Here is a 13,728-nt window from a genome sequence, read left to right as displayed (position 1 = left end):
CTGCTACCTTTATTTCACTTGTTTACACAAGATCAGCTTAAAGGAATATTCTAAAACGCAATTTCGTTTCGGTATCCAGTTTTCAAGGTGCAAAGCTGTAAATAACCAGCTTTTTTGAGAGTTTGAGCTCTCAAAACTGAGCAACGAGTGAGTAACAGGCCTAAACCTGAGTTTTGAAGCTTACGCTTCATATTTGAATGTTTCCGTTGCAGGAAACGATTCTCCATAGAAAGGAGGTGATCCAGCCGCACCTTCCGATACGGCTACCTTGTTACGACTTCACCCCAATCATCTACCCCACCTTCGGCGGCTGGCTCCCTTGCGGGTTACCCCACCGACTTCGGGTGTTGTAAACTCTCGTGGTGTGACGGGCGGTGTGTACAAGACCCGGGAACGTATTCACCGCGGCATGCTGATCCGCGATTACTAGCAATTCCGACTTCATGTAGGCGAGTTGCAGCCTACAATCCGAACTGAGACCGGCTTTTCTAGGATTGGCTCCACCTCGCGATTTCGCTTCCCGTTGTACCGGCCATTGTAGTACGTGTGTAGCCCAGGTCATAAGGGGCATGATGATTTGACGTCATCCCCACCTTCCTCCGGTTTGTCACCGGCAGTCTGCTTAGAGTGCCCAGCTTGACCTGCTGGCAACTAAGCATAAGGGTTGCGCTCGTTGCGGGACTTAACCCAACATCTCACGACACGAGCTGACGACAACCATGCACCACCTGTCTCCTCTGTCCCGAAGGAAAGGCCTATCTCTAGACCGGTCAGAGGGATGTCAAGACCTGGTAAGGTTCTTCGCGTTGCTTCGAATTAAACCACATACTCCACTGCTTGTGCGGGTCCCCGTCAATTCCTTTGAGTTTCAGTCTTGCGACCGTACTCCCCAGGCGGAATGCTTAATGTGTTAACTTCGGCACCAAGGGTATCGAAACCCCTAACACCTAGCATTCATCGTTTACGGCGTGGACTACCAGGGTATCTAATCCTGTTTGCTCCCCACGCTTTCGCGCCTCAGCGTCAGTTACAGCCCAGAGAGTCGCCTTCGCCACTGGTGTTCCTCCACATATCTACGCATTTCACCGCTACACGTGGAATTCCACTCTCCTCTTCTGCACTCAAGCTCCCCAGTTTCCAGTGCGACCCGAAGTTGAGCCTCGGGATTAAACACCAGACTTAAAGAGCCGCCTGCGCGCGCTTTACGCCCAATAATTCCGGACAACGCTTGCCCCCTACGTATTACCGCGGCTGCTGGCACGTAGTTAGCCGGGGCTTTCTTCTCAGGTACCGTCACTCTTGTAGCAGTTACTCTACAAGACGTTCTTCCCTGGCAACAGAGCTTTACGATCCGAAAACCTTCATCACTCACGCGGCGTTGCTCCGTCAGGCTTTCGCCCATTGCGGAAGATTCCCTACTGCTGCCTCCCGTAGGAGTCTGGGCCGTGTCTCAGTCCCAGTGTGGCCGATCACCCTCTCAGGTCGGCTACGCATCGTCGCCTTGGTAGGCCTTTACCCCACCAACTAGCTAATGCGCCGCAGGCCCATCCACAAGTGACAGATTGCTCCGTCTTTCCTCCTTCTCCCATGCAGGAAAAGGATGTATCGGGTATTAGCTACCGTTTCCGGTAGTTATCCCTGTCTTGTGGGCAGGTTGCCTACGTGTTACTCACCCGTCCGCCGCTAGGTTGTTTAGAAGCAAGCTTCTAAACAACCCCGCTCGACTTGCATGTATTAGGCACGCCGCCAGCGTTCGTCCTGAGCCAGGATCAAACTCTCCATTAAAGACCAACTGAAGTTGGTTTATAGAAAGAGCGATAAGCTCATTTTGAAACTGACGAGATAAAATATCTCTTGTTTGATTTTGCAAGCAAAATCGTTTTACTCACTCGTTGTTCAGTTTTCAAAGATCAAACATTCAATGTCCGCATCGGCGTTTCTTTCAACCCCTCAGCAACTTTTATAGTGTATCATATTTTCTAGAGTTATGTCAACACTTTTTTCAAAAGTGTTTTTCGCTCTTCTTGATAACACTTGAAGCGACAAGAAATAATATATCATACTTTCTTTATATTGTGCAACTGTTATTTTAAAAATACTTAGTTAAGTAACAATACACTCGATATAAAGCTCTCTTTGCAGCATTAAGTTAATGATTTCCCCATCTACTTGAATCAACGGCCGAGTCGGATGATCTCGATCAGCGAAAATAATTTCCCCTGTACGGTTATCATTGAGGCGCACCTTGGTTCCATTATTGAATTGGGTTAACTTATGAATAAAAACTTGTACGACACTTGGGTCCAGCTTTCCAAATGATTCTGACTTGATTTGCTCTAGAACCAGATACGGTGATTGGGCAGGTCGGTATGTTTTCTCTAGAGTCATAGCATGGAATACATCAGCCACTCCAACGATTTTAGCGTAGATGTGGATTTGTTCCCCTTTAAGACGCAGTGGATATCCAGTACCGTCCACTTTCTCATGATGCTGAAGAGCTGCCAAACGCACACCTTCGTTAATAGCTTTCACATTTTTAAGCAACTGGTATCCTAGTGATGTATGGCGACGTATTTCTTCTTGCTCTTCCCACGTTAGTTTGGAGGGCTTATACAGAATGACCGGGTCCATTTTAGCGTTCCCTATGTCATGAAGCAATCCAGCAAAAGCCACTTGCATCCAATCCTTTTGAGGTAATCCGATCCATTGTGCAATGGAATAGGAAGTAAGGGAGGTTAGCACGGCGTTGTGAAAAATATAGTCCACTTCGATCATGGCGGGCGGAGTATAGGTCATTACATTATAGCGCTGAATGTGCACCAGTAAGGACTCCAATTGTCCTCGCAGTTCATATATAGATAAATTAGAGACGAGCACCGATTGAAATGCATTCTTAACGAGCATCACCATTTTGTCATACTCATCCTGAAATTGTTCAGATTCATCTCGTCCATCTAACGAAGGTCCTTGCGATTCAGATGTTCCAGATCGAACAGTCGTAGACTCGCTACTGGATTTTGTAAGATCATCCGTCCCTACCTCAACTTGCTGGATCAGGAACGCCTGTAAAATCTCCAAGTCACGCGGTAGCAGAATGCGCCCTTTCGGTAGCAGCAAACTGCCCATTTCTGTAAATACATCGCTTTGCAATCTAAGTCCTGCTTTTAATTCGGATACGGGTACAGTTGTCATGGTCAACCTCTCTGTTCTCACAACAGCTGCTCCAGCTGCCAGTTATGATGTCATTATATTACTTGGGAATGATCCTGTACATTCATTTTATGCCATTTAAAGCATACTTGTCTGAATTCGTTAGCCAGAAAAAGAAAAAGACTCCCCGACCAAATAGTCAGAGAGTCTGTTCCATCTGAAATTTAATAACTACTGTTGTTTCCATATTCAGGCTCTTATTCGCCCTCAGAAGATTCTGGGTCGTTACCTTCCGCACCTTCTGTATTCGTTTCGAGAGTTGGTTCAACAGATGATAGAGATGAGCCCTCTCCAGCTTCCCCACCCTCTAATAATTCTTCAAGCAGTTCATCCTGCTCCTCATTCTTGTTCGCTCGACAAACAGTTGCAACCGAATCATCATCGCGAATATTAATCAGCCTTACCCCTTGTGTATTCCGACCCATCGTGGAGATTTCCCCCATGCTAGTCCGAATCAAGGTGCCACTAGCTGTAATGATCATCAGATCCTCTTCGGTTTTTACAACCTTGAGACCGACAACCGGACCATTTTTATCCGTAACATTAATCGTCTTGATCCCCTTACCTCCACGGCTTTGGATACGATAATCCACAACAGGGGTACGCTTGCCATAACCTTTGGCCGTTACAATCAGGATATCCAGGCTGGTATCTACGATGTCCATACCAATTACAGCATCACTCTCATCAAGGTTGATCCCTTTAACCCCTGTAGCGCTACGGCCCATAGACCGTACATCACTTTCAGGGAAACGGATAGACATGCCTTGTGCTGTACCAATAATCATTTCCTGCTGTCCGTCCGTCAGCTTCACTTCGATCAGGGCGTCATCTTCACGCAAGTTAATGGCAATCAAGCCACCTTTGCGGATATTTGCATAGTCATCAAGTGGTGTCTTCTTTATGATTCCATGCTGGGTCGCAAAGAATAGATAGCTATCCTCCACAAATTCCTCGATTGGAATTACCGCATTGATCGACTCACCCTGTTCAATCTGAATCAGGTTAATAATCGGTGTCCCCCGGGCTGTCCGGCTAAGGTCAGGAATCTCATAGGCCTTAATCCGATATACCTTGCCCTTGTCGGTAAAGAATAACAAATGATGATGTGAATTCGTAATGAACAGATGCTCTACGAAATCCTCATCTTTGGTATCCATACCCACTACACCACGACCACCGCGTTTTTGACTGCGATAGGTAGTAACAGGAAGGCGTTTGATATATCCCGTATGGGTTACAGTAATAATAACATCTTCACGCGGAATGAGATCCTCATCCAGAATACTCTCTTCACCCACTGTAATTTCAGTGCGACGGTCATCAGCGAAACGTTCCTTAAGTTCATTCAGCTCTTCGCTAATGATGTTGAGTACCAGATGCTCGTTCGCCAAAATCTCACGGTATTCCGCAATCTTTTGTATTAGCTCGTTATATTCGTTCTCGATCTTCTCACGTTCCAAACCGGTTAAGCGTTGCAGACGCATATCAAGAATAGCCTGAGACTGCTCAAGAGTGAGCGAGAAACGCTCAATCAGTCCTTCACGAGCTGCTTCTGCAGTTTGGGAAGAACGAATCAAGGCAATAACTTCGTCCAGATGGTCAAGGGCAATGCGCAAGCCTTCCAGAATGTGTGCTCTGGCTTCGGCTTTTTTCAGATCAAATTCTGTCCGGCGACGAATAACCTCGACCTGATGTTTGAGATAATGATACAAGACATCCTTCAGGTTCAAAATCTTCGGTTCGTTGTTTACAATGGCAAGCATATTAATACCGAAATTCGACTGCATAGCCGTATGTTTAAACAAATTATTCAGAACGACGTTCGGGTTCACGTCCCTACGCAACTCGATAACGACACGCATACCCGTACGGTCCGATTCATCCCGAAGATCCGTAATGCCTTCAATACGTTTGTCACGTACTAATTCGGCAATTTTCTCAACCAGACGAGCCTTATTCACTTGGTAAGGCAGCTCATGCACGATAATCCGTGCTTTATTGCCAATCTCTTCTATGGTGGTCTTCGCACGCATGGTCACAGATCCGCGGCCAGTCTGGTACGCCTGACGAATACCAGAGCGTCCTAAAATATAACCTGCTGTCGGGAAATCGGGCCCTTGAATATAATCCATAAGTTCCATCGGCGTAATGTCGGGGTTTTCGATCAATGCTTGTACACCATCGATAACCTCTCCCAAGTTATGCGGAGGAATATTGGTAGCCATCCCGACTGCAATTCCGCCGACGCCATTCACCAGCAAGTTAGGATAACGTGCAGGTAATACGACGGGCTCGCTCTCTTCACCATCGTAGTTCGGCATAAAATCAACGGTCTCTTTGTTCAAATCACGTAGCATTTCCATGGCAATCTTGGACAACCGTGCTTCGGTGTAACGCATCGCAGCCGCCATATCTCCATCCACGGAGCCAAAGTTACCGTGTCCATCCACCAACATATAACGCAAAGAAAAATCCTGCGCCATCCGCACCATCGTATCATATACAGCCGTATCACCATGAGGGTGATACTTACCGATAACTTCGCCGACGATTCTTGCCGATTTTTTGTAAGGCTTATCTGGCGACATGCCTAGCTCGGACATCGCGTACAAAATACGACGGTGTACCGGCTTCAGTCCGTCCCGCACATCAGGCAAGGCACGGCTAACAATAATACTCATGGCATAATCCATAAAGGATTCGCGCATTTCCACTCCGATATCCCTATTGATGATTTGCGAGTTATTTTGATCCGCCATGCTGGTCCTCCTTCTTATCCTTCAATACAATGCTCTCTATGTGAAAAGCCTAACAAGATACTGCCTATACACTCCGCTCTCTGCGCAGGATTTTGGCTGAAATCCTCATCTGTATAATTATATTACTTTCACAAAAAGAGCACAATTAAACACATCTGTCCTCTTTACAGCGTAAATCCCTCGTCATTCTCTCTCTGCCTGTAGCAGATCGCTATTCTCTTGTACAACTCACAAGCCCTGATTATAACAAATTCCCCAGAGCTGGGGATTAGCCCCCACCCTAAGGGCCTTTTCCACATACAATACGTATACGGTCAGGGTTCACTTAGCAAAATTCCGAAAAACGCCGTATTTCTCTATTATATCATTGTTTTACGCACTTGTCCTTTAGTTTCCCTTGTTTTGTCAAAGTGTTGCGGATTCCAAGTACATGACTCATATTTCGAAAAGAAAGGGATGAGATTACTTGTCTATTCAGCGAGTATCCAGTAAGTGGACCAAAACAAATGCCATTCTCCCCAATCCGACATTGGCCGCTTATGTACCGGAAACACGGTTGTACACGTTTGATCACTTGAACGAAATGTTGGCCGTGTATGGTACTGTCTATATTAAGCCTGATAACGGTACTTATGGAAAAGGGGTTATGCGGGCAGAGAGGCTGACAGAACCGCTTCCGCCGACAGAAGAAGGAATCATCGAAGAGAGAACTTGGTATGTGCTTCGCTATGAAGTAGATACCTTCACCTTCGAAAGTCTAGAAGATCTGCATAGAGTGGTTTCTTCCCGCATACGAAAACGTCCATATCTGATCCAGCGTGGAATTCCACTTCTTCAGCATGAAGCACGCCCTTTCGATCTGAGGGTATTAACCCAGATGAACTTAAGACACCAATGGGAAACAACGCTTATTGTAGGACGCGTAGCTGCTCCTGACAAAGTCGTCACCAATCATCACAGCGGTGGGACAACGCGCTTTTTCAATGAGCTGGTCGCTCCATACATGGATGTAAAGGAATCTGTACGACTGGAGCAAAAATTATCAAAAATGGGCGAACGGGTAGCCTGGCAGTTGCAAAAAAGATACCCACGTTTAAGGGAAATAGGATTAGATGTGGGACTGGATCAGCAAAATTATCCGTGGATTCTGGAGGTTAACACGAGACCAGCAATCAAGGTGTTCTCTTCCCTTCCAAACAAAAGCCTCTATCATAAAATATTCAGATATGCAGTAGGCTACGGACGGTACTCTCCATCCACGGGTAAAGCCGTACGCTCTAAGAAAAAAGCCTAAAACAATGAGATTAAATATTCAAATACACCCGGGCTGGTTAATGACAAGAAAAGGGACGCCCCTTTGGGCGCCCCTTGTGAACTCCTACAAAATACTACCTAATGAGCACGTAATACAGCCACTAGGAAAGAACATCACACATTAAAAATCGAGATTTTTCACGTACTTCGCATGTTCTTGGATAAAGTCACGACGAGGTTCTACATTATCACCCATCAAGGTATTGAACAGTGTATCAGCCAGCATCGCGTCACTGACAGTTACCTGAAGCATGGTACGACTCTCAGGGTCCATCGTAGTTTCCCAAAGTTGGGTCGCATTCATCTCACCCAAACCTTTATAGCGCTGTACATTGTACTTCGCGTTTTCTCCAAATTCCCTGATGATCTCATCACGTTCCGCCTCGGAGTTCGCATAACGTACAACTTTGTTACGCTCTACTTTGAATAGTGGTGGCTGAGCAATATAAATATAGCCTGCATCAATGATTTTACGCATGTACCGATAGAAGAACGTCAGCAACAACGTACGAATATGGGCACCATCGACATCCGCATCTGTCATGATAATGACCTTGTGATAACGGGCTTTGGCGATGTCAAAGTCGTCTCCGATCCCTGTGCCCATTGCTGTTACCATCGACCGGATTTCATCACTGGACAAAATACGGTCCAAGCGTGCCTTTTCGACATTCAGGATTTTACCGCGAATCGGCAAAATAGCTTGAAAGTGACGATCACGACCCTGCTTGGCCGAACCCCCCGCTGAGTCACCTTCGACGATGTACAGTTCACTAATCGAAGCATCCTTAGAGGAGCAATCTGCCAGCTTGCCTGGGAGCGAACTGATTTCCAGCGCGCTTTTACGACGTGTAAGCTCACGCGCTTTACGCGCTGCTTCCCGGGCACGTGCTGCTTGTAATGATTTATCAACCACACGGCGGGAAACAGACGGATTTTCCTCTAGGAATTCCTGGAGTTTCTCTGCGAATAGGGATTCGACAATCCCTCGCACCTCACTGTTCCCCAGCTTTGTCTTGGTCTGACCCTCAAACTGTGGTTCTGGAATTTTGACGGAGATAATCGCCGTCAATCCTTCACGCACATCATCACCAGTCAAGTTGGCATTGTTGTCCTTAATCAAGCCATTTTTACGTGCATAATCGTTAATAATCCGGGTTAATGCACTCTTGAAGCCTGATTCGTGAGTTCCGCCCTCATGGGTATTGATGTTGTTAGCAAAAGAATAAATATTCTCGGTATAGCTGTCGTTATATTGCAAAGCAACCTCGACTTGAATCATATCACGCGAGCCTTCGACATAAATCGGCTGTTCATGTAACGCTTCTCTTTTTTGATTCAAGAATTGTACATATTCACTGATTCCGCCCTCGTAATGGAATGTATCGCTGGCGCCCGTCCGTTCATCAGTCAAGCTGATTGCAATGCCTTTGTTCAGGAAAGCCAACTCACGAATCCGCGTTTGGAGCGTATCATAATCGTATACAGTCGTTTCTGTAAAGATTTGATCGTCCGGATAGAAGGTCGTTTGGGTACCCGTCTCGTCTGTATCACCGATGACTCTGACATCATACTGCGGAGCACCACGGTGATATTCCTGCTCATACAGATGTCCGTCCCGTTTAACATGAACGATCATTTTGCTGGAGAGAGCGTTCACTACCGATACACCAACCCCGTGCAGACCACCAGATACCTTGTACCCTCCGCCTCCGAATTTACCGCCGGCGTGAAGTACAGTCATAACGACTTCCAGCGCAGATTTTTTCATTTTGGCGTGTTCGCTTACCGGAATACCGCGTCCGTTATCTGTAACGGTAACGCTGTTATCTTCGTGAACCACAACTTGAATGCTGTCACAATAACCCGCCAGCGCTTCGTCAATGCTGTTGTCCACAACTTCCCAGACCAGATGATGGAGACCTTTGGCGCTCGTGGAGCCAATATACATCCCGGGACGTTTCCGAACCGCTTCCAGGCCCTCGAGGACCTGAATCTCGCCCGCATCATAAGACGGTTGATTCATAGACATGCCTTTCACCTACTTCTATAGATTCTATGGTTAAGCATTGGCAACAAACTGGTTTGCCCGCTTTTTGAGTGTTGTTGAGGAGATGGGGGAATAATACACCGTATTCTGAGTCACTACGATGGACTTGGCTTCCTCTTCGCCAATCATCTCGACATGCTTTTGCTGTTGGGCGTGGTTCACGTATTGCTTGGAGATTTTAGAGGATTTTTCAATCGAGATATCGAAAATAGCCACAAGCTCTGACGAGCGGATGATTTTTTCTCCACCCAGATGAATATACATAGCGGTCACTCACTCCTTAGTGTTCCACATGCCCGTCGTGGACGTGATAAATATTGGCATCCTTGAGTCGTTCTGCGTTCAAAGTCTCAACCCCGGTTGCCGTGATAAAGGTCTGTACCTTGCTTTGGAAAGTCTCGATCAGCTGGGTCTGACGATAGGGGTCCAGCTCGGACAAAACATCATCCAGCAGCAAGACAGGATATTCACCAATTTCCTCATGGATTAACTCTATTTCGGCCAACTTCAAGGACAGGGCCGTCGTCCGCTGCTGCCCCTGAGAGCCATACGTATGCACTTCTCTGCCGTTAATGGCAAAGGCCAAATCGTCACGATGGGGTCCCGCCAAAGTCATGCCACGGCGGATTTCCTGTTCCCTCATTTGGGATAACTTTATCATAAATCGCTCCAATAAGACAGCTTCATCTTCTTCCTCTGGCTCACTGAAGGAGGGAACATAGGTTAATTTTAACTCTTCTGTCCCACCTGCTATCCCTTCATGAATGGCCTGAGCCCACTTTTGTAGCTTTGTTATAAATTGTTTCCGCTTTTTAACAATTTTAACACCATGCTCAACAAGTTGCTCATTCCATACCTCCAGCATCAGCTGCACTGACGCCATATCCTTACCCCAAGCTTGCTTGAGCAGGTTGTTTCGCTGAACCAATACTTTCTGATATTGCTGCAAATGATACAGATATCCTGGCGCAACCTGTCCGATTTCCATGTCAAGAAACCGGCGGCGAACCCCCGGTGTTCCTTTCACAATTTCCAGATCCTCAGGTGCAAACATGACCACATTTAACGAACCGATAAAATCGCTCAGTTTGCGCTGCTCCAGTCCGTTGATCTTTGCTTTTTTACCTTGTGTGGATAACGCGAGATCCAGTCTGATTTTCCCGTATTTTTTATCCACATCCGCAGCTAGGTGAGTGGAAGTAGCCCCGAAAGAGATTAACTCCTTGTCGCGGGACGTTCGATGACTTTTGGTTAAAGCCAGTACAAAAATCGCCTCTACCAGATTCGTTTTGCCCTGCGCATTTTGTCCGATCAGCAAATTAACGGGCCCAAATTCATTCAGCTCCAGCCGTTCATAGTTCCGGTACTGCTGCAAAACAATGTTGTTCACAAACACATAGGGTCCCCCTTGTTACTCCGTACCTAAAAGGAGTCCTTGCCACCCAGGCGATCATGCTCCTGCTGTAACTTCGAAACTTCCGTTGTCCTCTACTTCTACGGTATCACCCGGGTACAGTTTTCTTCCACGACGTTCTTCCGGTTCACCATTCACACGGACTTGTCCCTCTTGCAGCAGGGCTTTAGCCATGCCTCCTGTGGATACACAATCGGCTAATTTTAAAAATTGATCGAGCTTAATGTATTCGGTTTGTATAGATATCTGTTTCAAGGCTTGTTCATCCTTTCGCTTGTCCTCGGGTGGGTTAACGCTAAACGTCAGTTGGTTGTGCGATATGGCAGGATGATATACAGCGCATTGCTGGAATCAGCCGGTTTTAAAATAATGGGGCTCATAATGCCGGTAAAAGCAATCGTCAGCTGCTCGCTGTCAATCACCTTCAGCACGTCGAGCATGTATTTAGAGTTGAACGAAATTTTGAGCGGCTCTCCCTCAAATTTGGACACAGTTACTTCCTCACGCACTTTGCCAAGCTCAGAGGAACTAGAGGAAATCTCCAAACCGCCATTTTCCAGCGACTGCATTTTTACAATATTCGTTTTTTCCTCACGGGACAGCAAATAAGCACGGTCAATTGACTCACTTAAACTTTTTGTATCCACAATCAGTTCTGTTTTGTAGGAGGTCGGAATAATTCTAGAAGTATCAGGATAGGTGCCGTCCAAGATGCGGGAATAAAATAGCACCCGATCTACTTTGAATAATACCTGATTGTCCGCTACTACGATATCCACAAGCATATTTTGATCTGGAATAATTCTGCTCAGCTCATTCAGCGTTTTGCCCGCAATGACAACATTGCTAAAACGCAAGCCTTCAGACGTCTCCAAATGAGCGCTACGGGTGGCAAGGCGGTGGCGGTCCGTTGCCACAAACTTCAATTCACCCTCAGCCAGATTCCACAACACGCCAGTTAAAATCGGTGTCGTTTCGTGGGTGGAGATGGAGAATACCGTCTGTTTAATCATATTTTTAAGTAAATCTCCTGGTACAGAGATGACTTGATTTTCTTCAATGTTGGGAAGCACCGGGAATTCTTCAGGGTCCAAGCCAACAATCTGAATTTCAGTTGCGCCGGACGAGATAAAGGTTTGGAATTGGTCTTTTACCTCCATATGGATCTCCTGCGACGGCAACTTTTTGATAATTTCGACAAAGAATTTGGCAGGCAGCACAACACTGCCGGGTTGTTCGACCTGAACAACAGTTTGGTCACCATCCTCCATCGGAATAAAGGATTGAATGGAGATGTCTGTATCGCTGGCGGTCAGCGTTACTCCCTGGTGATTCACATCCAGCTTAATACCACTCAGAATTGGAATCGTAGTCCGACTTGATATCGCTTTGGATACATGTTGTATAGCCTCGTTCAAAACGTTTTTCAGAATGCTGATCTTCATAAGTTCCTCCTACGGGTTTTAATCCTTCAAGCACGCGTTGACGCGGGCCTTATTTAGGTGATGTATATCTTTAAAATATATTAGTAATAGTAATAGGCGCACTGAATATGTGGATAAGTCACTGTAACCCTAATAAAATCAAGCCTATCCACATGTGTATAAATTGTGTATAGGCTCTGAACTTATTCAGGTTGGATTTTTGATTTTTTCTATTAGGCTGTTGATAACTTTAAACAGATCCTGATCCACTTGAATGGATTTGGAGATTTTTTCGTGCGCATGAATGACAGTCGTATGATCACGCCCACCGAAGGCTTCGCCGATTTTTGGCAAAGAATAGTCGGTTAGCTCACGAGACAGGTACATGGCAATCTGTCGTGGAAAAGCTACAGCCTTCGTCCGCTTACGCGCTTTAAAATCCTCCAGCCGTAGATTGTAAAATTCCCCGACTTGATGCTGTATATCCTGAATCGTGATCATTTTTGGACGACTGGACGGGATAATATCTTTCAACGCCTCAGCCGCGAGATGACTTGTGACATCCTGATTGGTTAAGGAGGAATAAGCGACAACGCGAATAAGCGCCCCTTCCAGCTCACGGATGTTTGTATCAATTTGATTAGCGATATACATCATGGCCTCATTAGGAATATCCAGGTTTTCCGCCCGCGCCTTTTTCCGAAGAATAGCAATTCTCGTCTCCAGATCCGGCGGTTGAATATCCGTAATAAGTCCCCACTCGAAGCGAGAGCGCAGCCGTTCCTCCAGCGTTGGAATTTCTTTAGGCGGCCGATCGCTTGAGATTATAATCTGCTTGCGTTCCTCATGAAGGGCGTTGAACGTGTGGAAAAATTCCTCCTGCGTCGATTCCTTGCCCGCAATGAATTGAATATCATCAATGAGCAAAATATCAATGTTGCGATATTTATTCCGGAAACTTTCCCCGCGGTTGTCCCGGATGGCATTAATGAATTCATTCGTAAACTTCTCCGACGATAAATAAACGACCTTGCTGGTCGGATTGTGCTCCAAAATATAGTGTCCGATAGCGTGCATCAGATGCGTTTTCCCCAGCCCCACACCACCGTATAAAAACAGCGGATTGTAAGCTTTTGCCGGCGCCTCGGCGACGGCCAGCGATGCCGCATGGGCAAAACGGTTCCCCGATCCGATGACGAATGTATCGAATGTATATTTGGGATTCAGCATATGGGACACAGCTTCTTCATGAACGACCGGCTGCTGCTGAGGTTGTTGCTGAAGGTCGACCTCGGCGGGCTTGTTCTCTTCAATAACGAACTTGACCTCTAGTTGTTTGCCCAAAATTTCATAAACCGTTGCTCCGACTAGCTTGGTATAGCGGCTTTCAAGCCATTCCACGGCAAAAGTTGTCGGTGCAGAAATCACAATGGAGTGGTCATTTAGTTTCGCTGCCTTGGTAGCCTTAAACCAAGTGTCGTAACTCGGCTTACTCAGCTTGGTTTGTATGATGGATAGAATTTGCTGCCATAGTTCAGAGGTATGGCTGTCCAC

9 protein-coding genes and 1 rRNA gene are annotated in these 13,728 nt (G+C 46.4%); 1 reads left to right on the top strand and 9 read right to left on the bottom strand.

Features of this window, described 5'->3' with window-relative positions; all coding sequences use genetic code 11:
• Window positions 1-229: 229 nt before the first annotated feature.
• From ACM1ND_RS00050 to gyrA, 3 genes are all read right to left on the bottom strand, one after another.
• Window positions 230-1,785 (bottom strand): 16S ribosomal RNA (locus ACM1ND_RS00050).
• A gap of 318 nt (window positions 1,786-2,103) precedes the next feature.
• Window positions 2,104-3,192: an HD-GYP domain-containing protein gene (locus tag ACM1ND_RS00045; protein ID WP_028540988.1), complete on the bottom strand. Its 1,089-nt coding sequence runs from the start codon at window positions 3,190-3,192 to the stop codon at window positions 2,104-2,106.
• Between the two features lie 215 nt (window positions 3,193-3,407).
• Complete coding sequence (gene gyrA / locus ACM1ND_RS00040; protein WP_053324310.1) at window positions 3,408-5,972, bottom strand: DNA gyrase subunit A; 2,565 nt, start codon at window positions 5,970-5,972, stop codon at window positions 3,408-3,410.
• A gap of 466 nt (window positions 5,973-6,438) precedes the next feature.
• Between gyrA and ACM1ND_RS00035 the strand changes: the two genes are divergently transcribed.
• Window positions 6,439-7,266 carry a YheC/YheD family protein gene (locus tag ACM1ND_RS00035; protein ID WP_025720769.1) on the top strand — a complete coding sequence of 276 codons (828 nt, stop codon included), beginning with the start codon at window positions 6,439-6,441 and terminating at the stop codon, window positions 7,264-7,266.
• A 141-nt stretch (window positions 7,267-7,407) separates the two neighbouring features.
• Here the strand turns inward: ACM1ND_RS00035 and gyrB are convergent, their stop codons facing one another.
• The 6 genes from gyrB to dnaA form a co-directional block, all read right to left on the bottom strand.
• On the bottom strand, window positions 7,408-9,318 hold the full coding sequence (gyrB, locus tag ACM1ND_RS00030) for a DNA topoisomerase (ATP-hydrolyzing) subunit B (RefSeq protein WP_013308100.1): 1,911 nt from the start codon (window positions 9,316-9,318) through the stop codon (window positions 7,408-7,410).
• 30 nt (window positions 9,319-9,348) lie between these two features.
• On the bottom strand, window positions 9,349-9,600 hold the full coding sequence (remB, locus tag ACM1ND_RS00025) for an extracellular matrix regulator RemB (RefSeq protein WP_007433255.1): 252 nt from the start codon (window positions 9,598-9,600) through the stop codon (window positions 9,349-9,351).
• A 16-nt stretch (window positions 9,601-9,616) separates the two neighbouring features.
• The gene (gene recF / locus ACM1ND_RS00020) at window positions 9,617-10,732 is read right to left on the bottom strand and encodes a DNA replication/repair protein RecF (protein WP_220026517.1); all 1,116 of its coding nucleotides are present in this window, start codon (window positions 10,730-10,732) and stop codon (window positions 9,617-9,619) included.
• Between the two features lie 54 nt (window positions 10,733-10,786).
• Window positions 10,787-11,005 carry a S4 domain-containing protein YaaA gene (gene yaaA / locus ACM1ND_RS00015; protein WP_023986416.1) on the bottom strand — a complete coding sequence of 73 codons (219 nt, stop codon included), beginning with the start codon at window positions 11,003-11,005 and terminating at the stop codon, window positions 10,787-10,789.
• A 47-nt stretch (window positions 11,006-11,052) separates the two neighbouring features.
• Window positions 11,053-12,195, bottom strand: a complete 1,143-nt coding sequence (gene dnaN, locus ACM1ND_RS00010) for a DNA polymerase III subunit beta (RefSeq protein ID WP_023986415.1) — start codon at window positions 12,193-12,195, stop codon at window positions 11,053-11,055.
• 186 nt (window positions 12,196-12,381) lie between these two features.
• Window positions 12,382-13,728 carry a chromosomal replication initiator protein DnaA gene (dnaA, locus tag ACM1ND_RS00005; protein WP_023986414.1) on the bottom strand — a complete coding sequence of 449 codons (1,347 nt, stop codon included), beginning with the start codon at window positions 13,726-13,728 and terminating at the stop codon, window positions 12,382-12,384.

Source organism: Paenibacillus sp. JJ1722 (assembly GCF_048282685.1).
GTDB classification, from domain to species: Bacteria; Bacillota; Bacilli; order Paenibacillales; family Paenibacillaceae; genus Paenibacillus; species Paenibacillus polymyxa_B.
The sequence above is the reverse complement of the archived record's forward strand: the minus strand, read 5'-3'. Positions and strand labels throughout refer to the sequence as shown.

Coding starts and splice junctions, on each gene's coding strand:
- ACM1ND_RS00045 (WP_028540988.1), bottom strand. CDS start 3,192: ATGACAACTGTACCCGTATCCGAATTAAAAGCAGGACTTAGATTGCAA.
- gyrA (WP_053324310.1), bottom strand. CDS start 5,972: ATGGCGGATCAAAATAACTCGCAAATCATCAATAGGGATATCGGAGTG.
- gyrB (WP_013308100.1), bottom strand. CDS start 9,318: ATGTCTATGAATCAACCGTCTTATGATGCGGGCGAGATTCAGGTCCTC.
- remB (WP_007433255.1), bottom strand. CDS start 9,600: ATGTATATTCATCTGGGTGGAGAAAAAATCATCCGCTCGTCAGAGCTT.
- dnaN (WP_023986415.1), bottom strand. CDS start 12,195: ATGAAGATCAGCATTCTGAAAAACGTTTTGAACGAGGCTATACAACAT.